Below are 24,556 nucleotides of genomic sequence, written 5' to 3'. Positions count from 1 at the left end.
GGTCAGGACACCAATCCGGTGAGTACGGCGAACGGGACCACGAGGTAGCCGGCGACGAGCGCGGCGGAGAAAACCAGCGCCACCGCCTTGGCCCGCTGCTCGCCGCGCGGGGTCTGCTGGCCCAGGCTGCGCAGTGCGCTGAAGACACCGTGGCGCAGGTGGAAGCCGAGCGTGACCACCGCCAGGGTGTAGAAGAGCGTGACGTACCACCGTTGCGGCGCGAAGGTGGCGACGACGTTGGCGTACGGCCGGGACGGGTCGCCGACCGGGTTCAGGTGCCCGGTGGTCAGGTCGAGCAGGTGATAGATCACGAAGAACAGGATGATCACGCCGCCCCAGCGCATGGTGCGGGCGGCGTAGCTGCCCTGGACCTTCTTGCGGTGGGCGTAGCGCACCGGGCGGGCGGCACGGGCGCGCAGGGCCAGCACGGTGGCGGCCCAGATGTGCCCGACGGCCGCGACGACGAGGCCGATGCGCATGAACCAGAGGAACCAGACGCCCGGCAGCAGCGGCTTGCCGACCTCGCGCAGCCAGTGCGCGTACCCGTTGAACGAGGAGTCGCCCGAGAAGACCTTCAGGTTGCCCAGCATGTGTGCGATGAGGAAGAACACCAGGAAGATGCCCGTCACCGCCATGACGGCCTTGAGGCCGACGTTGGAGCGGATGGGCGACCGAGTTCGAGTCGTGACTACCACGTGCCCGACGCTAGGAGCACTTCGATCAGTCGTCCAATGCATCGACACCGCAGTCTGGATAGCCATAGGCTATCCAGATGCAGCTCCATCAGCTCAAGTACTTCATTGCAGTAGCCGAAGTACGACATTTCACCCAGGCGGCCGATGTCGTCGGGATAACCCAGCCGTCGCTGAGTAAGCAAATTCACGCCTTGGAGGACACCCTCGGCGCCCCGTTGTTCGAGCGGGTAAGGGGCAACATCACCCTGACCGCGGCCGGTGAGGTGCTGCTGCCCCTGGCCAAGCGGATCCTCGCCGACGTGGAGACCGCCACCCGCGAGGTGCAGGAACTGGTCGGTCTGCGGCGCGGGCGGGTCCGCCTCGGTGCCACCCCGAGCCTGGCCACCTCCCTCGCGCCGCCGGTGCTGCGCCGCTTCCGCGACGTCCACCCCACCGTCGACCTGCGGGTGGAGGAGGGCGGCTCACAGGACCTGGTCCGCCACCTGCTCCGCGGCGACCTCGACCTAGCCTTGATCATCATGCCGGCGCAGGGCATCGACCCGGGGCTGCGCGCCGATCCGATCCTGACCGAGAGCCTGGTGGTCGCCTCGGTCGATCCGCTGCCGACCGCGTACCCCGGAGCCGACCTGCAGATCACCGACCTGCGCGACCAGCCGTTGGTGATGTTCCGCGAGGGCTACGACCTGCGCGACGCCACCCTGCAGGCATGCCGGGCCGCCGGCTTCGAACCGACCCTGTCGGTCGACGGCGGCGAGATGGACGCGGTGCTCAGCTTCGTCGAGGCCGGCCTGGGCATCGCCCTGGTCCCCGGCATCGTGGTGGCCCGCCGGCCCGGCATCCGGGTCACCCGACTGGCCCCGCCCGGGGTACGCCGCACGATCGCGGTGGCCCGCCGCCGCGACGTGGTGCCCACCCACGCCGGCCGCGAACTGCGCCGCATCCTGCTCGACTACGTGCACACCGCCACCGCCGACGACGAGCTTCCGCCCGGGGTCGAGCCGCTGACCTGAGACCGCACGGCATCGAGCACGATCGAAGCAGCCAGGGGTCGTGGCGCGCGCATAGGCTGCCCCGCATGGCAGCCTCCGGTCGCGCCGTCGTCATCGGAGCCAGTCTGGGCGGACTGCTCGCCGCCCGGGCGTTGGCGGAGAGCTTCGCCGAGGTGATCCTGCTGGACCGGGACACCCCGCCGGACGAGCCGGTGCACCGCCGGGGCGTACCGCAGGGCCGTCACGTCCACGTCCTGCTCGACCGGGGCCGCCAAGCCCTGGAGAGTCTCTTCCCCGAACTCGGCGCCGAGCTGTACCGCCTCGGCGCCACTCCGGTCGACCTGCACGGTCAGGTGCACTGGTACAACGACGGGCACCGGATGCTGCCGGCCCGCTCCGACCTGACCGCCTTCGGCATGAGCCGACCGTTGCTCGAACAGGTGGTCAGGCAGCGCACCGTCGCGCTTCCCGGGGTGACCGTGGTGCCCGACTGCGAGGTGACCGGCCTGCTCGCGACCGACGACCACCGCCGGGTCACCGGAGTACGACTCGCTCCGCGCGACGGCCGACCGTCGACCCTGACCGCCGATCTCGTGGTCGACGCCGGTGGCCGGGCCAGCCGCAGCCCGATCTGGCTGACCGAGCTCGGCTACCCGACGGTGGAACAGGAACGGGTCGAGGTCGGGGTCACCTACGTGACCCGCCGATACCGGCGCGAGGCCGGCCAACTGGAGGACAAGCTCGGCGTCCTGTCCAACGCGATGCCGGGCTGTCCCCGCTACGGCGTCGTCGCACCGCAGGAGGGTGGGCGGTTCGCGGTCACCATGGCGGGCATCCTGGGCGAGGAACCCCCGGTCGACGAGGCCGGATTCGTCAGGTACGCGACCTCACTGGCCGCCCCGCAGGTCGGCGAACTGGTCCGGCACGCCCAACCGCTGGACGAGCCGGTGCTGATGCGCTTCCCGGCCAGCGTCCGACGTCGCTACGAACGGCTGCCCCGCTTCCCGGACGGCCACCTGGTCTTCGCCGACGCGCTGTGCAGCCTCAACCCGGTCTACGGGCAGGGCATCACCGTCGCCGCCGTACAGGCGTTGCTGCTACGCCGGCTACTCGCCCGCGGCGGGCGTCACCGGCTGGCCCGGCGCTTCTTCCGGCGGGCGGCGCGTGTGATCGACGCGCCCTGGTCCATCGCCGTCGGCACCGACCTGCGCTTTCCGGGAGTCACCGGGCACCGTACCCGCAAGGTCCGGTTCGTCAACGCCTACCTGGCCCGACTGCACGCGGCGGCCGCGCACGACGTGGCGCTCGGCGCCGCCTTCCTGCGGGTGATAAACCTGATCGATCCGCCGGCCCGGTTGCTCGGCCCGGGGGTGATGCTCCGGGTACTCCTCGGCGCACGTCAGCGCCCTTCGGCGTCGTCCATGGCCCGGTAGATGCGTTGCTCCGAGATCGGGTACGGAGTGCCGAGGGCCTGGGCGAAGACGCTCACCCGCAGTTCCTCGATCATCCAGCGGATCTGCCGTACGGCGACGGAGTCACGTCGGGCCGGCGGGAGTGCGGCGAGCATCTCGTCGTACTCCCGCTGGACCACCGCGATCCGGTCCTGCAACTGCTTGTCCCGGGGCGGATTGCCGGGCAGCCGGTCCAGCCGCCGCTCGATGGCGGTCAGGTAGCGCAGCAGATCGGACAGCCGGGCGTAGCCGACCTCGGTGATGAAACCGGCGTGCACCAGCCCGGTGAGCTGGTTACGGATGTCGGCCAGGGCGGCCACCACGGCCAGGTTCCTCGTCGCGCCGAGCCGCTGCTGCACCGCGTACGCGGCGGCGAGCACCGCCCGGACCCGCTCCATCACCTCCACCACGGTGTCCACCAGATCGGCGCGAACCTTGTCCCGCAGCGCGGTGAAACCCTCGGCGTCCCAGACCGGGCCGCCGGCGTCGCCGATCAGCTTGTCGATCGCCGCGCCGGTGGCGTCCTCGATCAGCGCCTGCACCCCGCCGTGCGGATTGCGCGACAACGCCAGCTTCGCCTCGTTGGAGAGCCGGCCCTGGAGGAACTTGGCCGGTGACGGCACGGTCAGCCGCAGCAGCCGACGGGTACCCGCCCAGTGCGCGGCCTCCTGCTCGCCCGACGAGTCGAAGACCCGTACCCCGACCGTGGCGCCCTCGTCCACCAGCGCCGGGTACGCGGTCACCGCGTACCCCGCCCGGATCTGCTCGATGGTGCGCGGCAGGGTGCCGATCTCCCAGCCGGTCAGCCCGGTACGCGCCACGTCCGGCGCGGCGGCGGCCACCACCTGGCGTACCTCGGCCTTGAGCTGGCGTTGCAGGGCCGGCAGATCCTTGCCCTCGGCGACCGGCTTGTCGTCGTCGCCGAGCACCCGGAAGGTGACCCGCAGGTGTGCCGGCAGCTTGCCGAGATCCCAGGCCTCGCGGGGCACGGTCACCCCGGTCATCCGGCGCAGCTGCCGGGTCAGCGCGTCCAGCAGCGGCTCCTCGCCGGGGGTGATCGCGGTCAGCGCGGCGCGGGCGAAGTCCGGCACCGGTACGAAGTTGCGCCGCACCGGCTTGGGCAGCGAACGGATCAACGCGATGACCAGTTCCTCCCGCAGCCCCGGCACCTGCCAGTCGAAGCTCTCCGCCGGCACCTGGTTGAGCAGCGGCAGCGGGATGTCGACGGTCACCCCGTCGGCCGGGGACCCGGGCTCGAAGGTGTACGTCAACGGCAGCTCGACACCCTCGGTGCGCCACCGGTCGGGGAAGTCCGCCTCGTCCACCCCGCCCCGGCCGGCGTTGACCAGCAGCTCACGGGTGAAGGTGAGCAGGTCGGGCTGCTCCCGGCGGGTCTTCTTCCACCAGGTGTCGAAGTGCCGCCCGGAGACCACGTCGGCGGGGATCCGCTCGTCGTAGAACTGGAAGATCGTCTCGTCGTCGACCAGGATGTCGCGCCGCCGGGCCCGGCTCTCCAGCTCCTCCAACTCGGTACGCAGTCGCTCGTTGTCCCGCCAGAACTGGTGGTGGGTGGACCAGTCGCCCTCGACCAGCGCGTGCCGGATGAACAACTCCCGGCTCAGCACCGGATCGATCCGACCGAAGTTGACCTTGCGAGAGGTGACGAGCGGTACGCCGTACAGCGTCACCTTCTCGTACGCCATCACCGCCGCCTGCTTCTTCTCCCAGTGCGGCTCGCTGTAGCTGCGTTTGACCAGGTGCTGGGCCAGCGGTTCGACCCACTCGGGTTCGATCCGCCCGTTCACCCGACCCCACAACCGGGAGGTCTCCACCAACTCGGCGGCCATCACCCAGCGCGGTGGCTTGCGGAACAGCGCCGAGCCGGGGAACAGCCCGAACTTCGCCCCCCGGGCCCCCAGGTACTCGTTCTTCTGGGCGTCCTTGAGCCCGACGTGCGACAGCAGGCCGGGCAGCAGCGACTGGTGCACCTTCGGGGTGTCGATCTCCTCCGGCAGGTCCGCGCCGGACTGGCGTCGCCCGCCTCCGCGCGGGGCGTCGTCGTCGGCGCCTCGCCGTCCGCGCCCCCGGCCCTCCGAATCGGCGGTACGCAGCACCTGGCGCAACTGGCTGACGATGTCCTGCCACTCGCGTACCCGCAGGTAGTTGAGGTACTCGGCCTTGCACATCCGGCGGAACGCGCTGGAGGACAGGTCCTTCTGCTGCTCGCGCAGATACCGCCACAGGTTCAGAAACGCCACGAAGTCCGACTCTTTGTCGGTGAACCGGGCGTGCGCCTGGTCGGCCTGTGCCTGCTTGTCGGCCGGCCGCTCACGCGGATCCTGGATCGACAACGCCGCGGCGATCACCATCACCTCGGTGGCGCAGCCGTTGCGCTCCCCTTCGAGCACCATCCGCGCGAGCCGGGGATCGACCGGCAGTTGAGCCAGCCGCCGCCCGAGCGCGGTGAGTCGCCGATCCAGGTCGGTCTCGGTCGGGTCCAGGGCACCCAACTCGTGCAGCAGGTTGACCCCGTCGGCGATGTTGCGTCGATCCGGCGGGTCGATGAACGGGAAGGCGGCGATGTCGCCCAGACCGATGGCGGTCATCTGCAGGATGACCGAGGCCAGGTTGGTCCGCAGGATCTCCGGGTCGGTGAACTCGGGCCGCGACAGGAAGTCCTGCTCGTCGTAGAGCCGGATGCAGATACCGTCCGAGGTACGCCCACAGCGGCCCTTACGCTGGTTGGCGCTGGCCTGCGAGACCGGCTCAATGGGCAGCCGCTGCACCTTCAGCCGCTGCGAATAGCGGGAGATCCGGGCGGTACCCGGGTCCACCACGTACTTGATGCCGGGCACGGTCAGCGAGGTCTCCGCGACATTCGTCGCCAGCACCACCCGCCGTCCGCTGTGCGGGGCGAAGACCCGGTGCTGCTCGGCGACGCTCAGCCGGGCGTACAGCGGCAGGATCTCGGTGCCGAGCAGCGACCGCTTGTTCTGCACCAGCTTGCCCAGCGCGTCCGCGGTGTCCCGGATCTCCCGCTCCCCGCTGAGGAAGACCAGGATGTCACCGGGCCCCTCAGCGGCCAGCTCCTCGACCGCATCACCGATGGCCTGGATCTGATCGCGGACGTTCTCCTCGTCCGCCTCCTCCTCGTCGGTGTCCGCCACCTCGACCAGCGGCCGGTAGCGCACCTCGACCGGGTACGTCCTCCCGGACACCTCGACCACCGGCGCCGGTACGCCCTCGGGATGCTCCTCGGTCGGCGGCCCCGCGAAGTGCCGGGCGAACCGGTCGGTCTCGATCGTCGCCGAGGTGATGATCACCTTGAGGTCGGGTCGACGGGGAAGCAGCTGCTTGAGATAGCCCAGAATGAAATCGATGTTGAGACTGCGCTCGTGCGCCTCGTCGATGATCAGCGTGTCGTACTGGCGCAGCATCCGGTCGTTCTGCAACTCGGCCAGCAGAATGCCGTCGGTCATCAACTTGACCAGGCTCTGCTCACTGACCTGGTCGGTGAAGCGCACCTTGTAACCGACCACGTCACCCAGCTCGGTGCCCAACTCCTCGGCGATCCGATCAGCCACCGTACGCGCAGCCAGCCGACGAGGCTGCGTGTGCCCGATCAGCCCGCTGATCCCACGCCCCAACTCCAGGCAGATCTTCGGAAGCTGGGTGGTCTTCCCCGACCCGGTCTCACCGGCCACGATCACCACCTGGTGATCCCGGATGGCGGCGGCGATATCGTCCTTGCGCTCGCTGACCGGCAGCGCCGCCGGATAAGTGATCCTCGGCAGCGCGGCCCGGCGCCGTTCCAGCCGCACCTCCGCCGCAGCCACCTCGGCCGCGATCTCAGCCAGCGCCGACTCCCGCCGCTGCGGGTCGCGCAGCCTGCGTACCCCGTCCAGCCGCCGGCGCAGCTGACGCTGGTCACGGAACATCAACGGGGGAAGGCGACGCTGCAACGCGCGGATCGGATCGGTCGCGGCAGGTGAGACTGGATTCTGCATGTCGTGCCCAAGGATAGGCAGCCCGCCGCCGCCCCGCCTCCGGGTTACCCCCGCGCCTGACCGTCCCGAGCCTGGCCGTCCCGGAGTCGGTCGTCCCGGGCCCAATCGACCCCGGACCTGGCCGCCCGAGCGGTGGCAGGTAGACCGCAGCACCCCTTTGCTCTGCTTCAACCGGCGCAACGGATGTCGTCGCCAATCGGTGCGTGGGGTGAAGCAGAGCAAAGGGCGCTGACGTGACACGGCCTCGTCCACCAACCGCAGTGCACTGTTGGGTGCGGGGGTACGGGGGTGCGGGGGTGCGGGGCTGGCGGGGGTGGCGGGGGTGGCGGGGGTGGCGGTCTATCGTTGTGCGTCGAGCGGGGGACGGAACACGGGGAAGCCGATGACGATGCGTGACACCGATCGGGCCTTGGTGCAGGCCGCCAGCGCGGTGGCGAAGCTGCGCTGCCGCAGCGCAGCCCACACTCTCGCCACGGCGGCCCGTACCGCCGATGGTCGGGTCGTCTCCGCCGTGAACGTGGTGCACGCGACCGGCGGAGCCTGCCCCGAGGTCGTTGCGATCGGTACCGCAGTGACCCAGGGCGTGGGCGAACTGGAAACCATCGTCACGGTCGGCGACCGCGGCCGGTCCCTGGTCACCCCATGCGACGCCTGCCGCCAACTCCTGGGCGACCTCTTCCCATCGCTGCGCGTGATCATCGGCCCCCTCGACACCCCCCGGGTCGTACCGATCACCGACCTCCCCCCAACCACCCCCCACTGACCTTCCGACGACCCCACTGCACCCCACCACCCGGCCCCGCCGCCTGCCCGCCGCAGTCAAGGTGGTGTGCAACTTCGGGGAAGATGTCGCCTCGGCGCGTGCGGAGGCAGCATTTTCCCCGAAGTTGCGGGTGCGGGTGCGGGTGCAGGTGCGGGTGCGGGTGCGGGGCGGTCGCGCAGGTGCAGGGCGGTGGAGGCGGGCGGGGAGGTGATGGGCCGGTGCAGGAGCAGGGGGGTGGGGCGGGTGGGTTAGCGGGTGCGGGTGTGGATTGCTTGGCGGAGTTCGGTGAGGAAGCCGTCGAAGTCTTCGCGGAGGCGTCGGGCTGTCACGTGCAAGACGATCCAGTCCTCGCCGAGCAGGCGGTTGAGACGGCGGCGGTCGCGGTGCAACTGCTCCGGGTCGTCGTGCCAGAGGCCGTCGTATTCGACCGCGATCCGCAGGTGCGGCCAGGCGAGGTCGACTCGGGCGATGAATCGACCGTCTCGCTGTACTACGAACTGAGTGACCGGCTGTGGGACGCCGGCCAGCACGATCCGCACCCGAAGCCGTGACTCCTGTGCCGACTCCGCGCCGGCATCGGCCAGCTCCGCTACCCGCAGCATGCGTTTCCAGCCTCGGGCGCCGCGACGGTTGTGCGCCAGGTCCCGCAGCTGTTCGCAGCGCACCAGCCGACGGTTGAGCAGTCGGTCCACCACGACCACGGCTTCTTCCAGATCGAGCCACTGGGCCAGATCCCAGCAGGTCCGCAGCGGTGTGGTGACCGACATCCCGTCGTGCGACAGCACCTCGAACCGGTCGACCTCAGCTGTGTGCACGGCGAGACCGGCCACCGGCCCGAAGCGTTGCCCGGCGGGCAGCAGCACGTCGAGCGGCTCGGCGTCAGCGACGATTCCGGCACCGAACAGTGCCGCGGCGCTGCGCCCGGCGATCGCCGCACCGGGTGGAAGCAACCACCGCGCCGCGGCCCGACAACGGGTGCGGTGCGAGACCGTGAGCTGAGCGTCGGCGTACACGTCTCGGAAGATCGCCCGCCATGCCTTGCTGCGCAGCTCACCCCGGGTCAGCAACCCCCGGGCCACGGCACGGGACCCTCGGAAGACGCGCCCGCGCAACTGCGGCGGACGCCGAGCGGATATGGCCATGAAATCCACTCTGGACGAGTAAACCCACTCTCGACACCCCCTGTGGATAACCCCTGACCCGCAACGCCGACGCCGACAAGGCGCAGTGGGTGCAACTTCGGGGAAAGAGTCGCCTCGGCGCGTGTGGAGGCAGCATTTTCCCCGAAGTTGCACGTCGGAGGTGCGGCGGGCATGGAGGAGGGCGGGCAGCGGGGGTGCGGCGGGGAGGTGCGGGGCGGGGGTGTGGGTGGGGTTATGCGGCGGCGGACCAGATGGCGCGGAAGGCGGCGGCTTCGCCGGCGAGCCAGCGTTCGATCTCGTCGGACTTGGCGCTCTCGGGCATCCGGTGGGTTACGCCCCGGCGTACGTCGACCAGGATCGGCTCGGCGTGCGGCAGGACGGCATCCATGTGCCGGGCCATCAGGTGCAGGGTGGCGAGCGCGGCCTCCTCGCTGGGCGGGGTCTCGTCGAAGTACAGCCGGACGGCTTCGGCGCGGCCGTCGCAATGGCGTACGCCGAAATGGGGGTTGATCTTGACGGGTAGGTCGCCGAGCAGGGCGAGGGCGTCACGGGTCTGGGCCAGGTCCACCTCGCGCGGCTCGCCCAGGGAGTGCAGCCAGGCCGTGGCGCCCGGCACCAGTGCCTGGTAGAGGGGGCGCCACCGGGGCTTGACCACGTCGACCACCTGCGCCAGGTGGGTGCCGCCGGTGTGGAAGGCGATGTCGGCCTTGAGCGCCTTGACGAACTGGCCGTGCGGGTTGAAACCCGAGCGGCTGGCCCGCTGTCGACGCAGGCCGCCGACGAAGCTGGCTTTGGTCGGCCCGGTGCGGTCGACGTAGCGGGTGAAGCCGAGGAGGGTGGCGTACGGCGTGAGGGGGGCGGAGATGGGCGCGGTCACGAGCATCCTCCCAGGTCAGGAACTCGATTAGTACGTACATTCTAATCGACGGGTCTGACATCGCCCAGGGGAGAAAACGGGCCGGCCGATGCCGGTACGAGCCCTGCCGGACGGGACAGCGCGCCGCTCGAAGATCGATTACAGTCCGGGCTTTCCTCATTCCTCTTTCGGAGCACACATGACATCCCTTACGGCCCGTTGGCCCCGCCTTGCCGTCGGCGCGGCGGTGCTGGCGACGACGGCGCTTCTCGGTCCCGTCCCCGTGGCACACGCCGCGGACGCGCTTCCCGACCTGTCCGTCTCGTTCACCCGAGAGCCGGTCGCGGAGGTCGACAACAGCGGCACCACCGTCGGCATGTACGTGTACAACTACGGCGAGGCGGACGCGAACGCGGTGACCGTCACCATCGACCTGAGCAAGCTCTCCGACGCGGTCGTCGCGACCGTGCCGGACTGGGTCGACAACTGCAAGCTCGCCGACAAGAAGATCACCTGCGACGTCGGCGTGCTCGTCGCTGGGCAGGTCGACACCCTCTACCCGGTGTCGTTGGCCAGCCGTCAGGGTGCCAAGCCCGGCGATGCCGGCTCGGTCACGGTGACCATCGCCAGCACGGAGGGCGACGCGAATCCCGACGACGACATCACGACCTTCCCGGTCACGGTGGTCGCTTCCGGGCCCGATCTGGTGGCCGCCGCCGCGGACCTCAACGACAAGTCCGACCGGGTCGGCCCCGGTGACACGGTGCCGCTCTACAGTGGCGTGTTCAACGAGGGCGACACTGCCGCCACGGACTTCACGTTCACCGTCAGCCTGACCACCGGCGCCACCTTCGTCGAGCGCTACAGCGACTGCACGTACGCCGACTACTACCCCGACGATGTCGGGGCGCCCTATGTGTACGGACCCAGCGAGGTCACCTGCGTCCTGCCGCTGACCCTCGAACCGGGTGAGGGGCTGCTGCTGTTCGACGACGAGACCGGCGAGTCGGTCTTCAACATCACCTTCGGTCGCAACCTGCCCGGTCCCGGCGAGCACTACGGTTTCGTCAGCGTCGCCCTGGCGGGGGAGTCGCGAGCGGCGAAGAAGGTCGCGGGCAGCAAGGGTACGGGCCCGTCCTTCGCCGACGCCGTCAAGGCCCTGCAGGTCAAGGCTGCGGATGCCACGGTCGCCCGCCAGTCCAGCACCAAGTGGGAGCTCGACGAGTCGGACAACTACGCGGACTTCCGGTTCTGGAGCAAGAAGAACACCATCGACGTCGCTGTCACCGCCCCGGCCGTCAAGGGCGCCGTGGGTGAGACGGTCGACCTCACCTACGAGGTCGTCAACCACGGTCCCTCCGACGGGGGTGGCCCGGGCGTGCTCATCACCGCGCCGAGCGGCACGGTGCTGCTGCCCGCCGAGTGGTGCTACACCGACGGCGAGCCGGGCGGGACGCTGCCCGAGTCGAAGAAGCTGCGCTGCAACTTCGAGAGCGAGTTCCCGAGCACCGCGTCCGGCTATGGTCGGATCAAGGCGACCGTCCAGCTGAAGATCAAGTCAACGCCGGGTACGGACGGCACGATCGTGGTCGACGGTGCCGGGTACTCCACCGAGTCGAAGCCGGAGAACAACACCGCCCGCATCGTCATCGACACCGGTGACGGCGACGGCGGTTCCGGCGGTGGCCTGCCGGTGACCGGCGCTCCGGCCGCCGCCGTGGCCGGCGTGGGTGCCGCCGTGGTGGCGCTCGGCGTGGTCCTCTTCGTGATGTTCCGTCGTCGCCGCCTGGCATTCCAGGCCCCACGCGACTGACCGACGCCTGTCGACCGCAGGGGTGGGCCGGTCCTCCGCTCCCACCCCTGCGGCATCGGTGACGCACGGTTGATCAAGAGGTTTGCGTCGGCGATCGCCGGATCCTGACGCAAACCTCTTGGTCAACAAGCCGTGCCGGCCGAGACACGCGGCCGGTTGCTTGGGTGGGTCAGAGTTGGCCGACGTTGGTGATGCGGATGATCGCCGTGCCGGCTTCGTCGGAGGCGGCGAGGTCGACCTCGGCGCTGATGCCCCAGTCGTGGTCGCCGTCGGGGTCGTCGAGGATCTGCCGTACGGTCCAGCGTTCGCGACCTTGTTCGATCATGAGCAGCGCCGGGCCGCGGGCGTTCGGGCCGGTGCCGATCTCGTCGTACGTGTCGAAGTAGGGCTCCAGCGCGTCGGCCCAGGCGTCGGCGTCCCAGCCGGCGGAGGCGTCCAGTTCGCCGAGGGCGTCCCAGTGGCGTAGCGCCGCCAGCTCGACCCGGCGGAACAGGGCGTTGCGGACGAGGACCCGGAAGGCGCGGGCGTTGCGGGTGACCGCCGTGGGGCGGTCGTCCAGGGCGGCGGCGACGTCCGGCAGGTCGGTGGGGTTGCGCAGCCGCTCCCACTCGTCGATGAGGCTGGAGTCGACCTGGCGGACCAGTTCGCCGAGCCACTCGATCAGGTCGATCAGCTCGTCGGTCTTGGCTTCCTCGGGCACGGTCTGCCGCAGCGTCTTGTACGCGTCGGCCAGGTAGCGCAGCACCAGGCCCTCCGAGCGGGACAGCCCGTAGAACTGCACGAACTCGGTGAAGGTCATCGCCCGCTCGTACATGTCGCGGACCACCGACTTGGGGGAGAGCTGGTGGTCGGCGACCCACGGGTGGCCCTGCCGGTACATCTCGTACGCGTTGTCCAGCAGGTCGGCCAGCGGCTTGGGCCAGGTCACCTCGTCGAGCAGTTCGAGGCGGGCCTCGTACTCGATGCCCTCGGCCTTCATCGCGGCGACCGCCTCGCCGCGCGCCTTGAACTGTTGCGCGGAGAGCACCTGGCGGGGGTCGTCGAGGATCGACTCGATCACGCTCAGCACGTCGAGGGCGTACGAGGGGGACTCGCTGTCCAGCAGTTCGATCGTGGCCAGGGCCAGCGGTGACAGCGGCTGGTTGAGCGCGAAGTCGAGTTGCAGGTCGACGGTGAGCCGGACCCGTCGGCCGGTCTCGTCCGGCTCGGGCAGTTCCTCGACCACCCCACCGGCTTTCAGCGCCCGGTAGATGGCGATGGCTCGGCGGATGTGCCGGCGCTGGGCGGCGGGATCCTCGTGGTTGTCGGTGAGCAGGTGCCGCATGGCGGCGAAGGCGTCACCGGGGCGGCCGATGACGTTGAGCAGCATCGAGTGGCTGACCTGGAAGCTGGAGGTCAGCGGCTCCGGCTCGGCCTCGACCAGCCGCTGGAACGTCGGCTCGCCCCAACCGATCGAGCCCTCCGGCGGCTTCTTCTTCACCACCTTGCGGCGCTTCTTCGGATCGTCACCGGCCTTGGCCAGCGCCTTGACGTTCTCGATGACGTGTTCGGGGGCCTGCACCACGACCCGGCCGAGGGTGTCGAAGCCGGCCCGGCCGGCCCGCCCGGCGATCTGGTGGAACTCGCGGGCCTTGAGCAGCCGGGTACGCACCCCGTCGTACTTGGACAGGCCGGTGAACAACACCGTACGGATCGGCACGTTGATGCCGACGCCGAGGGTGTCCGTACCGCAGATGACCTTGAGTAGTCCGGCCTGGGCGAGGGTCTCCACCAGCCGGCGGTACTTGGGCAGCATGCCGGCGTGGTGCACGCCGATGCCGTGGCGGACCAGCCGGGACAGCGTCTTGCCGAAGCCGGAGGTGAACCGGAAGCTGCCGATCGCCTGGGCGATCATGTCCTTCTCGGCGCGGGTGCAGACGTTGACGCTCATCAGCGCCTGGGCGCGTTCCAGGGCGGCGGCCTGGGTGAAGTGCACGACGTAGATCGGGGCCTGCTTGGTCTCCAGCAGCTCCTCGAGCGTCTCGTGCAGCGGCGTCATCGCGTACGTGAAGATCAGCGGGACCGGCCGCTCGGCCGAGCGGACGACGGCGGTGGAGCGGCCGGTACGCCGGGTCAGATCGTCGACGAACCGGGTGGTGTCGCCCAGCGTGGCGGACATCAGGACGAACTGCGCCTGGGGCAGTTCGATAAGCGGTACCTGCCAGGCCCAGCCTCGGTCCGGTTCGGCGTAGAAGTGGAACTCGTCCATGATCACCTGGCCGACGTCGGCCCGGGCGCCCTCCCGCAGCGCCAGGTTGGCCAGGATCTCCGCCGTGCAGCAGATGATCGGCGCATCGGCGTTGACGCTCGCGTCGCCGGTGAGCATGCCGACGTTCTCCGCGCCGAAGACCTCGCAGAGCGCGAAGAACTTCTCCGACACCAGGGCCTTGATCGGCGCGGTGTAGAAGGTCGTCCGGTCGTCGGCCAGCGCGGCGAAGTGCGCCGCGATCGCGACCAGGCTCTTGCCCGAGCCGGTCGGCGTATTCATGATCACGTTGGCGCCGGAGACGATCTCGATGACCGCCTCCTCCTGGTGGGGATAGAGGTCGAGGCCGCGCGCGGAGGCCCAGCCGGCGAACGCGTCGTAGAGAGTGTCGGGGTCGGCGGTCTTGGGCAGCGCGGCGGTGAGAGTCATGGCCGGTCCATGGTGCCTGGATCATGCCCTCCGACGCCAACCGGGTGACCGGTTTCGCCGGGCCGGCTGTTAACAAGGGCCCCCTTTACCGCGCGAGGCGTTAAAAAGGGGCCCTTCCTTACCTCTCAGCGGCGGCGGTAGATCAGGTCGGCGATCGGGCGGCCGGCGCGCAGCGCCCGCCGTTCGAACCGGGTCACCGGCCGGTGGGCGGGCCGCGGCGCGTACCCGTCGTGCAGGTTGACCAGGCCCGGGTCGGCGTCCAGGGTGACCCGCATCGCCTCGGCGTACTCCGCCCAGTCGGTGGCGCAGTGCAGCGTGCCGCCGACGGCCAGCCGGGAGCGCAGCAACGCCACGTGTGTCGGCTGGATCAGCCGCCGCTTGTGGTGCCGGGACTTGGGCCACGGGTCCGGGAAGAAGACGTGCACCGCGTCCAGCGAGTCCGCCGGCATCGCCCGCAGCAACTCCACCGCGTCGCCCTCGGCGACGCGGACATTGCGCAGCTCACGCCGGTGTACCAGGTCCAGCAGGTTGGCAATTCCGGGCGTGTGCACCTCGACCGCCAGATAGTCTCGATCCGGGTCGGCGGCGGCCATCTCGACCGTCGTGTCACCCATGCCGGACCCGATCTCCACCACCAGCGGAGCCCGGCGGCCGAAGAGCCCGGCAGCATCGAACGGCACGGCAGCATCGAACGGCACGGCAGGATCGGACGACACGGCATCGCCAACGCGCAGGCCGTACACCGGCCAGAGCTGTTGCAGCGCCGTCGTCTGCCGGTCGCTCATGCGGCCGCGCCGCGGGTGGAAGGTGCGGATCGCCCGCGCCGGATGCGGCGCGGCGCCTGCGGAGATCGGTTCGGTGGAGGTCACAGCGAACCGAGCTTACGCGAGCACGGTGCCGGATCGGATGTGATGTACGACCGGGGGTGAGACCATCATCCCGTACGGCAGACCGGGTGTCCGGCGGCGCCCGGCGACTGCTCCGTCGCGCCGGGAGGGGGCATCGTGTCAGTGACCCGTACTCGCCCAGCGTTGTCGGCCGCCACCTTCGCGGCCCCGGTGCTCACCCTCATCACCGTCGCCCCACTGCTCGCCATGGCCCTGGTCGGGGCCCCGACGCCCGCCCGGGCCGCCGGTCCGGCCGCCGCCCACGTCGTGGGGCAGCCGGTCGCCGCCCCGCAGCCGCCGGGCCCGAACGTGTTCATCGAGGTCAGCCCGAGCACCGTGGAACCGGGACATCTGGTCGGCCTGCGGGCCAGTTGCCAGGACAACTCCGTCGGCGCCATCGCGGTGTCGGACGCCTTCGGCCGGGTCGCCGTGCAGCCGCAACGCGGGCTGCTGACCGGCACCGCCCAGGTGAAGGACCGGGTGCTGCCCGGCAACTACCGGGTCAAGCTGGAGTGCCGGGGCGGGGAGAGCGCCTCGACGATGCTCCAGGTGGTCCGCGCCGTCAAACCCAGCCGGGGACCGGCCACCGGATTCGGTGGCGGGGCCGGGGGCACCTCCGGTCTGCTGCTGCCCGGCGGGCTCGCGTTGACCGTCAGCGGCACGATCCTCTGGGTCGTGGCCGCCCGGCGTCGCCAGACCGGCCGGTGACCCGCCATGGCCGCCGCACGGGCATCCCGCCCCACCAACTCCGCCCGTGGCTCACGGCCGCTGGGCGCGGTGCGAGGCACCGGGAGCGTACGCACCGGCCGCGCGCCGGGTAGCCGGCCGAGCCCCGTACCCCGACCCGAGATGTTCGTGCCGCCCGCCGGCGATCCGGCGCGGCGGTCGACCGGCACCCACCCCGACCTCTTCGTGCCGCAGCCACCGACCCCCGAGCGCCCGGCACCACCGACCCCCGAGCGCCCGGCACCACCGACCCCCGAGCGTCCGGCGCCGGCCGGTCACCCGGCGCGTGGCTCCGCCAGACCGCCCCGGCTGACCGGTTACGCCGGAAAGCCCGCGACCACCAAGCCGGCCCGACGGGACACCCGATCAGGCCGTAGCCCCTGGTCACTGCCGCTGGCCGTGGTGCTCGTCCTGCTCGGTGTCTTCGCCACCGGCGCCGGGCTGGGGCGCAGCGTGGGCGATCCACTGCAGTGGGCGACCGCCGCCGGTGGCGAGACGTCGACCCGGGGCGTGCCCGCCGCGCCCACCGCACCCCGACCGGTGAGCCTCACCGTCGCGGCGGTCGACATCTCCGCCGCGGTGAAGCCGGTCGGCGACGCTCCGGACGGCACCATCGACGTGCCGCCGTTGAGCCGGCACGAGGAGACCGGCTGGTACGACCGGGGACCGGTGCCCGGCGAGCCAGGTCCCGCCGTCATCGTCGGCCACGTCGACACCAAGACCGGCCCGTCGGTCTTCTACGACCTGCACAAGCTGCGCGTCGGCGACACGATCGAGGTGAAGCGGGAGGACGGCTCGGTGGCGGTGTTCACCGTCAACTCCGTCGAACGCTTCCCCAAGGACGAACTGCCGGCCGACCGGATCTACGGCCACGACGGCCCGCCGAGCCTGCGGCTGATCACCTGCGGCGGTCAGTGGGTCGGTGGCCCGACCGGATACGCCGACAACGTCATCGCCTTCGCCACCCACACCACGACCCGCCCCGCCTAGCGTCCGTCTCGGCTCAAGGGACCTGCTGGACGACCTCGAATTCGAGCAGGTTGGCGCCGGTGGCCACCGGCGGGCGCTGCTCGGCGCCGGGCGGGGCGGCGTGCGCGGCCCGAGCGGGCCCGGCGGCCCAGTCCTGATAGGCCTGCTCGCTCTCCCAGCGGGTGTACACGAAGTAGCGGCTCTCCCCGGCGACCGGGCGCAGCAGCTCGAAACCGAGGAAGCCGGGCGAATTCTGCACGGCGTGCGCCCGCGCGGCGAACCGCTTCTCCAACTCCTCGCCGGCCCCCGGCGGTACGTCGATTGCGTTGATCTTCACGACTGCCATGCCCTCACCCTAGACGCGCTCCGCGCCTGCCACTGCGCAGAGCCGTCCTTCGCCCCGGTCAGAACGTCTCGACGCTCGGGGTGGGGCTGGCGTCGACGACGATCGGGGCATGGTCGGAGGGCGACCTGCCCTTGCGGGCCTCCCGGTCCACGTACGCCGAGCTGACCGTACGGGCGAACGGCGCCGAGGCGTACACCAGGTCGATGCGCATGCCCTTGTTCTGGTGGAACATCCCGGCCCGGTAGTCCCAGTAGGTGAACGGGTGCGGCCCCTTCATCGGGGTGGGCACCACGTCGACGAGGCCGAGGTCACGCAACGCCGCCAGGGCGGCCCGTTCGGCCGGCGTGACGTGGGTCGACGTGGCGAACAGCGCCGGGTCCCACACGTCGTCGTCGGTCGGGGCCACGTTGAAGTCGCCGCAGACCGCCAGGGCTCTACCGTCGGTCAGTTCGGCGTCCAGCGCGTCCCGCAGCGCCGCCAGCCAGGCCAGCTTGTAGGCGTAGTGCGGGTCGTCGGGGGTGCGCCCGTTCGGCACGTACACCGACCAGACGCGTACCCCGTCGCAGGTGGCGGCGATGGCTCGGGCCTCGGGCTCGGGGAAGCCGGGCTCGCCGGGAAAGCCGACCGTGACGTCGGACAGGCCGATCCGGGACAGGATGGCCACCCCGTTCCACCGGCCGTCGCTGTGGCTGGCCACGGTGTAGCCCAGGTCGCCCACCTCGGCGACCGGGAAGGCGCCGTCGGGGCACTTGGTCTCCTGAAGGCAGACCACGTCCGGCTCGGTGCCGGCGAGCCAGTCCAGCAGCCGGGGCAGGCGGGCCTTCACCGAGTTCACGTTCCAGGTCGCCAGACGCATAATGCCAGCCTGCCGTATCGGGGGCGGCTCCGCGCGCCGCCACCCTGAGGTTGTTAACAGGGGGCCCCTGCTCTGCACCAGGCGTTAACAAGGGGCCCTTCCTTACACCTCATTCGTTGTTGGGGCGGGTCTGCTCGGCGAGGAAACGCTCCAGTTCGGCGCCGAGCTCCTCCGCGGTGGGCAGGGGACCGTTCTCCGCCGCCAGCAGGTTCTTACCTTCCCGACCCCGGGCGTACGCGTCGTACTGCTCCTCCAGCGCCTGGACCAGGGTGGCCGCCTCCTCGCTCTGTGCCACCTGGCGGTCGATCTCCACCCGGACCGCCTCGGCGGCCGAGCGCAGCCCGTCGCGGGGCAGCAGCAGCCCGGTGCTGCGGGACACCGAGGCGAGCAGCACCTCGGCGGCGGCCGGGTATTCGGCCTGCGCCACGTAGTGCGGCACGTGCGCGGCGAAGCCCAGCGCGTCCCGACCGGCCTCACCGAGGCGGAACTCCAGCAGGTGGCCCACGCTGCCGGGCACCTGGACCCGCTGCAGCCACGGCTCGTAACCGACGATCAGCTCGCGGCGGGTGGCGTGCGCGGTCACTCCGGCGGGCCGGGTGTGCGGCACCGCCATCGGGATCGCGTTGAGCCCGACGGTGAGGCGTACGTCCAGCCGGGTGGCGAGCCCGGCGACGGCGGCCACGAACCGCTCCCACTGCAGGTCCGGCTCCGGCCCGGTGAGCAGCAGGAACGGGGTCTCGTCGTCGTCGTGCAGCAGGTGCAGCTCCAACTCCGGCGTGTCGTAGCTCTCCCAGTGATCCTCCACGAAGGTCATCACCGGGCGGCGGGAACGGTAGTCGAAGAGCTGGTCCAGGTCGAAGCGGGCGATCGGACGGGACTCCAGCGAGGTCAGCAACTGCTCGCGGGCCAGCCGGCTGGCATTGCCGGCGTCGACGAAACCGGTGAGTGCCTGGATCAGGACCGGTTGCCCGAGGTCGGGCAGATCGTCGGTGAGTTCGTAGAGCTCGTGTGGATCGAGCACCGGTGCGGCCTCCCTGGTTGCGCGTAACGGGTCACCTTCGTTCACGGCTCCCCGATCGCCAGAACGTACCCGCCATCCTGGCGCATTCCTGCCGCGCCGGTCCGCGCGGCCCGGATTCGACCCGACCCTGCCCGAATAAGGCGTTGCGGGGCCGGGGTACATATGAGTCGGCACCACGGAAGGGAGAGTCGATGAGCGACCCGGCTGCGGCCGACGGACAGCCCGGTACCCCGGCAACTTCGGGACCCCGGCCCGCCGGCGACGCCCCCGAGACGCCACCGGTCACCCTCTGGGACCGGATGCGCCAGGACCCGCAGTACGCCCCGGAGCATCTCGCGTTGGAGGCGGTGCGCCGGCTCGGCCCGGAGGCCGCCGGTTGGGTCCGGCAGGCCCGTGCCCAGCGGCCCGAGGTCACCGCCGAAGCCCTCGCCGAGCAGGCGGTACGTCGGTTCGTCAACCAGGCCCGGCTCTCCGGTGCCGTCTCGGGCGCCGCCGGGCTGCCCGGCGCGGTGCTCGACGTCGGCGTGCTCGCCTGGACGCAGGCCCGCATGGTGCTGCACATCGCCGCCGCGTACGGCGCCGACCCGGCGCACCCGGACCGTGCCGCCGACCTGCTGGTCCTGCAGAAGGTGCACAAGGTGGCGTCGAGTGCCCGGCTGGCCCTGGGGGTGGCGGCGGGCCGGGAACGGGCCGGGGCGCTGTTCGGCGGTGGCGGCCAGACGACACTCGGCCGGGCGATGCTGCGGCTGGGCGTCCGGCTGGCCCAGATGGCCGGGGTGCGGGCCGCGAAACGGGTCTTCGCCAAGATCGTGCCGGGTGCCGCCATCATCCTGGGCACCTGGGCGAACTCCTCGGCCACCAAGAACCTCGCCGAACGCTCGCGTGTCCACTACCGCCGGCACGGTAACCCGCACATTCCCCAGCCCCGCCGTTCTCCCGAGGACGACGATCAGTCGGCGTAGCCGGAGGACCGCCAGGTCACCTCGGCCAGCCGGGACTGGCCGGCCGTGTTCGGGTGGAAGTAGTCCAACGGGTTGACCAGGTCCAGGTCGAACTTGACCCGGTGCACCGCGCCGCCGTCGTACCGGCAGCGGGAGCCGTAGGCACGGCAGGCGGCCGACAGTTGCCTGTTGTAGGCGGCGACCCGCTCCTTGAACGCCGCCCGGCGGGCCCGGTCGGCCGGTGCCGTCGACGTCGGATCGGCCAGCAGCGCCGGACAGACGCCGCGTCGCCAGGCCCGGGCCGCCCGGGAGTCGTCGTGCCCGACCTCCCAGAGTCGGTACAGGTTGGGGATGCTGACCACCAGCACCCGCGCCTTGGGGCGGCCGTCGCGCAGCACCCGCAGGCCCCGGTCCACCTCGGCCCGGAACTCGGCCACCGGGGTCATCGCCTCGATCGTGCCCCGGCAGGCGTCGTTGGCGCCGATCAGCACCGTCACGTAGTCGGCCCGGTCGCGTACCGCCGCCTCCGCCTGGCCGGCCAGCGCGGCGGCCCGGGCGCCCGGCCGGGCGTGGTTGTACGCCTTGTCACGCAGGCCCGGGTTGCGGTCGAGCAGCCGCCGGTAGTGGCTGTCGACCCGCAGCCCCGAGCCGGTCGACCAGGAGTTGCGTTCGCAGGAGGTGAGCACGAGGCAGGAGCCGAAACCGGTGGTGATGGAGTCACCGAGGGCGGCGACCACCTTGGGGGAGCCGGGCGGGGCGCTGCCGGTCGGCCTTGGTGTCACCTCTGAACCGGCCTCGCAGGCCAAAGCGACCAACGCGAGCAGGCAGACGGCGGCCGTTGTCCAGCGTCCCGGCATGACTTCCCCAGCCTCGTAGCGCGCAGCAATGGCATGGTGACTGTACGCGTGGGGCGGGTGGTGTTCGTGCCGCCTTGTCGGAGATGTGGCAGAGCCCTGTCGCCGGGGCGGTGAGCGTGTTAAGTGGCACCGGATCCGGTGCCGACGGTTAGTTCGGGCGCTGTCGGGTAGGTGGGAGTGATGACGAGATCACAGCCACGGCGTGCCCGCGGCACGGTCGGCCACGCGAACAGTGCGCTCAACCTGCGGCTCGTGCTGGCCAGCTTCGGGCTCGTCACCATGGTCGTCTTCGCGGTGCTGGCGTTCCGCGCCGAACTGGCCTGGCTCGGCGTCGCCTGCGTGATCTTCGCGGTGGTCGCGGTCGTCGACCTGGCCGTCATCCAACGCCGCCGTGCCGCCCGCCGCCGTGAGGAGCCCGGCGCACGGCACTCGCTCTTCGAGTGACGGGAGAAATGCCCTGATGACCATCGCCACCACGAACCCCCTCACCGGCCAGGTGCTCAAGACGTACGAGCCGATGTCGGACGAGCAGCTGCGCGGTGCGATCGAACGGGCCGACCTGGCGTACCAGCAGTTGCGTGGCACCACCATCGAGCAACGCGGGCAGTGGTTGACCGCGGCAGCGGACCTGATGGAGGCGGAACGCGACGACATCGGCCGGCTGATGACCACCGAGATGGGCAAGACGTACGCCGCCGCCAAGGCCGAGGTCAGCAAGTGCGCCGCCGCCTGCCGCTTCTACGCCGCCCGCGCCGCCGAGTTCCTCGCCGACGTCCCGGCCGACGCGGCGGCGGTCTCCGCCACCCGGGCGTTCGTCCGCTACCAGCCGATCGGGCCGGTGCTCGCGGTGATGCCCTGGAACTTTCCGCTCTGGCAGGTGGTGCGCTTCGCCGCGCCGGCGCTGATGGCCGGCAACACCGGGCTGCTCAAGCACGCCTCCAACGTGCCGCAGACCGCGCTGCTGCTGGAGGACATGATCCGCCGCGCCGGCTTCCCCGAGGGCGCCTTCACCACCCTGCTTGTCGGCTCCGACGCGGTCGAGCAGATCCTGGCCGACCCACGGGTACGCGCCGCCACCCTCACCGGAAGCGAGCCCGCCGGCCGCTCCATCGCCCAGATCGCCGGCCGCGAGCTGAAGAAGACGGTGCTGGAACTGGGCGGCAGCGACCCGTTCGTGGTGATGCCCTCGGCCGACGTGGAACTGGCCGCCGAGGTGGCCACCACCGCGCGGTGCCAGAACAACGGCCAGTCCTGCATCGCGGCCAAGCGGTTCATCGTGCACACCGACGTGTACGAGGCCTTCGCCGAGGCGTTCGCGCACCGGATGTCGGCGCTGCGCGTCGGCGACCCGATGGACGCCGACACCGACGTCGGGCCGTTGGCCAGCGAGCGGGGCCGCGACGAGGTCGACGCCCAGGTCCGCGACGCGGTCGACAAGGGCGCCACCGTGCTCTGCGGTGGAGAGAAGCCCACCGGGGAGGGCTGGTTCTACCCGCCGACGGTCGTCACCGACCTGGACCAAAGCATGCGGATGTGGGACGAGGAGGTGTTCGGGCCGGTCGCCGGGTTGTACCGGGTGTCGTCGTACGACGAGGCGATCGAGGTGGCCAACGGCACCGCCTTCGGGCTCGGCGCGAACGCGTGGACCCGGGACCCGCAGGAGCAGGAGCGTTTCGCCACCGATCTGGTGGCCGGGGCCGTCTTCATCAACGGCATGACCACGTCGTACCCCGAACTGCCCTTCGGTGGGGTGAAGAACTCCGGGTACGGCCGGGAGTTGTCCGCTCAGGGCATGCACGAGTTCTGCAACGTCAAGACGGTGTGGATCGGGGAGGGAACAGCCGGCGTCGGTGCCGGTGCCCACGCCGAGTAGCCCGGCTTACTTTCGTGCCTGCCTGGGTAGGGAGGCCGGCATGACGGCGATCGCGTTCCACGCTTCCCACGAGCAGATCCATCCGCGTGCCCTGCTGGAGGCGGTGTGCCACGCCGAGCAGGTCGGCTTCGACGCCGCCATGTGCTCCGACCACTTCGCACCGTGGAGCGAGCGGCAGGGGCACTCGGGGTTCGCCTGGTCGTGGCTCGGTGCCGCGCTACAGGCCACCGGGCTGTCGTTCGGTGTGGTCAACGCGCCGGGCCAGCGGTACCACCCGGCGATCATCGCGCAGGCGATCGGCACCCTGGCCGCGATGTACCCGGGCCGGTTCTGGGCCGCGCTGGGCTCCGGCGAGGCCGCGAACGAGCACGTCACGGGCGATGCCTGGCCGCGCAAGGACGTGCGTAACGCTCGCCTGCGCGAGTGCGTCGAGATCATCCGGGCGCTGCTGGCCGGTGACGAGGTCAGCCACGACGGCCTGGTCCGGGTCGACCGGGCCCGGCTCTGGACCCGCCCCGAGCAGCCGCCGGCGCTGGTCGGGGCCGCGGTCAGCGTCGAGACCGCCCGCTGGTGCGCCGAGTGGGCGGACGGGCTGATCACGGTGAACGCCCCGACCGAACACCTCCGGCGCATGATCGACGCCTACCGGGAGGCCGGCGGTCGCGGCCCGGTGCACCTCCAGGTGCATCTGAGCTGGGCGGGCACGCAGGTCGAGGCCGAGGCCATCGCGTACGACCAGTGGCGCAGCAACGTCTTCGCCCCACCGGTCTGCTGGGACCTGGCCACCCCCGAACACTTCGACGTGGTCTCCGCGCAGGTGCCGATGGCCCGGCTGGCCGAGGTCGTGAACATCTCCGCCGACCTCGGTCGGCACACCGGCTGGCTGGAGGACTACATCGAGCTGGGCTTCGACCAGATCGCCCTGCACCACGTGGGCCAGGACCAACGCCCCTTCCTGGACGCCTTCGGCACCCAGGTCCTCCCCAAACTCGCCCACCCCTGACCCTGGGGTCAGAGGCGGCGGGTGAGGAGTTGGCCGGGCCAGGGGGGTCGGCCGGGACGTTCCACGGTGAAGCCGGTCGTGCGGGTGAAGCCCTGACGTTCGTACCAGCGCACCAGGGCGCCGTCGTCACCGGCGTAACAGTCCACACGGAGCAGCTCGACGCCGCGCTCCCGAGCCAGGTCGGCGGCGTGCGCCAGCAGTCGACCGCCGATGCCGGCACCGGTGTACGCGCGGTCGGTGACCAGCAGGTTCACGTACAGCTCCGGTTCGGTGGCCGGTGGCACGTAGTCATAGGCGCTACCCACCACCAGCGCCCCGACCGGCTGTTCCCCCACCTGCGCCAACCACAGACCGCCCCCCTTGGCCCACCCATCAGCCTGCGCCACACGACGCGGGTCGGCAGAAGCCGGCTCCGTACCCCACTGCCCCGTACGCCCCTGCTCCACCAACCACGCCGTAGCGCCATCAAGCAGCCGCAGCACCGCCTGTGCATCCCCCGGCCCGCCCGCCCGCACCACCGCATCCACCATCCCCCCATCCTCCACCCCACCCCCACCACCCACGAGGGCCCGGTGATCAAGAGGTTCTGGTCGCCTGGATGCGGAATCCAGACCAAAACCTCTTGATCAACCGGGCCCTGGTGGGGTGGTGGTGGGGGAAGACGGGGGTGGGGCCGGGTGGGGTGCC

At 71.0% G+C, this 24,556-nt stretch carries 21 protein-coding genes; 10 read left to right on the top strand and 11 right to left on the bottom strand.

Annotated features, from left to right (window positions below; all coding sequences use genetic code 11):
- Positions 1-2: 2 nt before the first annotated feature.
- On the bottom strand, positions 3-695 hold the full coding sequence (locus EG812_RS21830; RefSeq protein ID WP_269764246.1) for a succinate dehydrogenase cytochrome b subunit: 693 nt from the start codon (positions 693-695) through the stop codon (positions 3-5).
- 71 nt (positions 696-766) lie between these two features.
- Between EG812_RS21830 and EG812_RS21825 the strand changes: the two genes are divergently transcribed.
- Positions 767-1,705, top strand: coding sequence for a LysR family transcriptional regulator (locus tag EG812_RS21825; RefSeq protein WP_043720212.1), 939 nt, complete (start codon positions 767-769; stop codon positions 1,703-1,705).
- Between the two features lie 65 nt (positions 1,706-1,770).
- Positions 1,771-3,117: an FAD-dependent oxidoreductase gene (locus EG812_RS21820; protein WP_013732590.1), complete on the top strand. Its 1,347-nt coding sequence runs from the start codon at positions 1,771-1,773 to the stop codon at positions 3,115-3,117.
- On the opposite strand, the gene hrpA is transcribed toward EG812_RS21820, so the two are convergent.
- A complete protein-coding gene (gene hrpA / locus EG812_RS21815) occupies positions 3,084-7,142 on the bottom strand; it encodes an ATP-dependent RNA helicase HrpA (protein ID WP_126712610.1) in 4,059 nt (1,352 codons plus the stop codon). The genes EG812_RS21820 and hrpA overlap by 34 nt on opposite strands.
- A 382-nt stretch (positions 7,143-7,524) precedes the next feature.
- On the opposite strand from hrpA, the gene EG812_RS21810 reads away from it, so the two are divergent.
- Entirely contained in the window at positions 7,525-7,905 is a 381-nt protein-coding gene (locus tag EG812_RS21810; protein ID WP_126712609.1) for a cytidine/deoxycytidylate deaminase family protein, read from the top strand.
- A gap of 248 nt (positions 7,906-8,153) precedes the next feature.
- Here the strand turns inward: EG812_RS21810 and EG812_RS21805 are convergent, their stop codons facing one another.
- Complete coding sequence (locus EG812_RS21805) at positions 8,154-9,047, bottom strand: putative endonuclease domain-containing protein (protein ID WP_126712608.1); 894 nt, start codon at positions 9,045-9,047, stop codon at positions 8,154-8,156.
- 232 nt (positions 9,048-9,279) lie between these two features.
- On the bottom strand, positions 9,280-9,924 hold the full coding sequence (locus EG812_RS21800; protein WP_013732594.1) for a hypothetical protein: 645 nt from the start codon (positions 9,922-9,924) through the stop codon (positions 9,280-9,282).
- A 178-nt stretch (positions 9,925-10,102) separates the two neighbouring features.
- Here EG812_RS21800 and EG812_RS21795 point away from each other — a divergent pair, with 178 nt between their 5' ends.
- Positions 10,103-11,716, top strand: a complete 1,614-nt coding sequence (locus tag EG812_RS21795; protein ID WP_126712607.1) for a COG1361 family protein — start codon at positions 10,103-10,105, stop codon at positions 11,714-11,716.
- A gap of 169 nt (positions 11,717-11,885) precedes the next feature.
- Here EG812_RS21795 and EG812_RS21790 read toward each other — a convergent pair whose 3' ends face one another.
- Together EG812_RS21790 and trmB are read right to left on the bottom strand one after the other, a co-directional pair.
- Positions 11,886-14,390, bottom strand: a complete 2,505-nt coding sequence (locus EG812_RS21790) for a DEAD/DEAH box helicase (protein WP_126712606.1) — start codon at positions 14,388-14,390, stop codon at positions 11,886-11,888.
- A gap of 125 nt (positions 14,391-14,515) precedes the next feature.
- The gene (trmB, locus tag EG812_RS21785; RefSeq protein WP_233579572.1) at positions 14,516-15,175 is read right to left on the bottom strand and encodes a tRNA (guanosine(46)-N7)-methyltransferase TrmB; all 660 of its coding nucleotides are present in this window, start codon (positions 15,173-15,175) and stop codon (positions 14,516-14,518) included.
- Between the two features lie 216 nt (positions 15,176-15,391).
- Between trmB and EG812_RS21780 the strand changes: the two genes are divergently transcribed.
- Both EG812_RS21780 and EG812_RS21775 read left to right on the top strand, forming a co-directional pair.
- A complete protein-coding gene (locus EG812_RS21780; protein ID WP_126712605.1) occupies positions 15,392-15,985 on the top strand; it encodes a hypothetical protein in 594 nt (197 codons plus the stop codon).
- 327 nt (positions 15,986-16,312) lie between these two features.
- Positions 16,313-16,993 (top strand): class F sortase, encoded by a 681-nt coding sequence (locus EG812_RS21775; RefSeq protein ID WP_126712622.1) that lies wholly within the window; start codon positions 16,313-16,315, stop codon positions 16,991-16,993.
- Between the two features lie 13 nt (positions 16,994-17,006).
- Here EG812_RS21775 and EG812_RS21770 read toward each other — a convergent pair whose 3' ends face one another.
- From EG812_RS21770 to EG812_RS21760, 3 genes are all read right to left on the bottom strand, one after another.
- The gene (locus tag EG812_RS21770; protein WP_126712604.1) at positions 17,007-17,318 is read right to left on the bottom strand and encodes an antibiotic biosynthesis monooxygenase family protein; all 312 of its coding nucleotides are present in this window, start codon (positions 17,316-17,318) and stop codon (positions 17,007-17,009) included.
- A 58-nt stretch (positions 17,319-17,376) separates the two neighbouring features.
- A complete protein-coding gene (locus tag EG812_RS21765; protein ID WP_013732601.1) occupies positions 17,377-18,174 on the bottom strand; it encodes an exodeoxyribonuclease III in 798 nt (265 codons plus the stop codon).
- A 109-nt stretch (positions 18,175-18,283) separates the two neighbouring features.
- Positions 18,284-19,195, bottom strand: a complete 912-nt coding sequence (locus EG812_RS21760) for a proteasome assembly chaperone family protein (RefSeq protein ID WP_013732602.1) — start codon at positions 19,193-19,195, stop codon at positions 18,284-18,286.
- A 191-nt stretch (positions 19,196-19,386) separates the two neighbouring features.
- Between EG812_RS21760 and EG812_RS21755 the strand changes: the two genes are divergently transcribed.
- Entirely contained in the window at positions 19,387-20,157 is a 771-nt protein-coding gene (locus EG812_RS21755; protein WP_126712603.1) for an EcsC family protein, read from the top strand.
- Here EG812_RS21755 and EG812_RS21750 read toward each other — a convergent pair.
- Positions 20,145-20,993 (bottom strand): GDSL-type esterase/lipase family protein, encoded by an 849-nt coding sequence (locus EG812_RS21750; protein WP_126712602.1) that lies wholly within the window; start codon positions 20,991-20,993, stop codon positions 20,145-20,147. The two genes, EG812_RS21755 and EG812_RS21750, sit on opposite strands and share 13 nt — an antisense overlap.
- A 180-nt stretch (positions 20,994-21,173) precedes the next feature.
- Here EG812_RS21750 and EG812_RS21745 point away from each other — a divergent pair, with 180 nt between their 5' ends.
- The 3 genes from EG812_RS21745 to EG812_RS21735 are packed head-to-tail and all read left to right on the top strand — an operon-like array spanning position 21,174 to position 23,869.
- Positions 21,174-21,437 (top strand): DUF6343 family protein, encoded by a 264-nt coding sequence (locus EG812_RS21745; protein WP_013732605.1) that lies wholly within the window; start codon positions 21,174-21,176, stop codon positions 21,435-21,437.
- A gap of 16 nt (positions 21,438-21,453) precedes the next feature.
- Positions 21,454-22,866 (top strand): NADP-dependent succinic semialdehyde dehydrogenase, encoded by a 1,413-nt coding sequence (locus EG812_RS21740; protein WP_126712601.1) that lies wholly within the window; start codon positions 21,454-21,456, stop codon positions 22,864-22,866.
- 40 nt (positions 22,867-22,906) lie between these two features.
- The gene (locus EG812_RS21735; RefSeq protein ID WP_126712600.1) at positions 22,907-23,869 is read left to right on the top strand and encodes a TIGR03885 family FMN-dependent LLM class oxidoreductase; all 963 of its coding nucleotides are present in this window, start codon (positions 22,907-22,909) and stop codon (positions 23,867-23,869) included.
- Positions 23,870-23,877: 8 nt separating this feature from the next.
- On the opposite strand, the gene EG812_RS21730 is transcribed toward EG812_RS21735, so the two are convergent.
- Complete coding sequence (locus EG812_RS21730) at positions 23,878-24,399, bottom strand: GNAT family N-acetyltransferase (RefSeq protein ID WP_126712599.1); 522 nt, start codon at positions 24,397-24,399, stop codon at positions 23,878-23,880.
- Between the last annotated feature and the right edge of the window lie 157 nt (positions 24,400-24,556).

Origin of the sequence: Verrucosispora sp. FIM060022, assembly GCF_003977705.1 — a bacterium.
Lineage (GTDB): Bacteria > Actinomycetota > Actinomycetes > Mycobacteriales > Micromonosporaceae > Micromonospora > Micromonospora gifhornensis.
This window is presented reverse-complemented; position numbering and strand designations above follow the sequence as displayed.

Excerpts from the sequence above, each read along its gene's own strand:
- EG812_RS21735 (WP_126712600.1), top strand. The coding sequence starts at position 22,907 with ATGACGGCGATCGCGTTCCACGCTTCCCACGAGCAGATCCATCCGCGT.
- EG812_RS21755 (WP_126712603.1), top strand. The coding sequence starts at position 19,387 with ATGAGCGACCCGGCTGCGGCCGACGGACAGCCCGGTACCCCGGCAACT.
- EG812_RS21740 (WP_126712601.1), top strand. The coding sequence starts at position 21,454 with ATGACCATCGCCACCACGAACCCCCTCACCGGCCAGGTGCTCAAGACG.
- hrpA (WP_126712610.1), bottom strand. The coding sequence starts at position 7,142 with ATGCAGAATCCAGTCTCACCTGCCGCGACCGATCCGATCCGCGCGTTG.
- EG812_RS21810 (WP_126712609.1), top strand. The coding sequence starts at position 7,525 with ATGACGATGCGTGACACCGATCGGGCCTTGGTGCAGGCCGCCAGCGCG.
- trmB (WP_233579572.1), bottom strand. The coding sequence starts at position 15,175 with ATGAGCGACCGGCAGACGACGGCGCTGCAACAGCTCTGGCCGGTGTAC.
- EG812_RS21750 (WP_126712602.1), bottom strand. The coding sequence starts at position 20,993 with ATGCCGGGACGCTGGACAACGGCCGCCGTCTGCCTGCTCGCGTTGGTC.
- EG812_RS21790 (WP_126712606.1), bottom strand. The coding sequence starts at position 14,390 with ATGACTCTCACCGCCGCGCTGCCCAAGACCGCCGACCCCGACACTCTC.
- EG812_RS21745 (WP_013732605.1), top strand. The coding sequence starts at position 21,174 with ATGACGAGATCACAGCCACGGCGTGCCCGCGGCACGGTCGGCCACGCG.
- EG812_RS21765 (WP_013732601.1), bottom strand. The coding sequence starts at position 18,174 with ATGCGTCTGGCGACCTGGAACGTGAACTCGGTGAAGGCCCGCCTGCCC.
- EG812_RS21730 (WP_126712599.1), bottom strand. The coding sequence starts at position 24,399 with ATGGTGGATGCGGTGGTGCGGGCGGGCGGGCCGGGGGATGCACAGGCG.
- EG812_RS21820 (WP_013732590.1), top strand. The coding sequence starts at position 1,771 with ATGGCAGCCTCCGGTCGCGCCGTCGTCATCGGAGCCAGTCTGGGCGGA.
- EG812_RS21805 (WP_126712608.1), bottom strand. The coding sequence starts at position 9,047 with ATGGCCATATCCGCTCGGCGTCCGCCGCAGTTGCGCGGGCGCGTCTTC.
- EG812_RS21770 (WP_126712604.1), bottom strand. The coding sequence starts at position 17,318 with ATGGCAGTCGTGAAGATCAACGCAATCGACGTACCGCCGGGGGCCGGC.
- EG812_RS21795 (WP_126712607.1), top strand. The coding sequence starts at position 10,103 with ATGACATCCCTTACGGCCCGTTGGCCCCGCCTTGCCGTCGGCGCGGCG.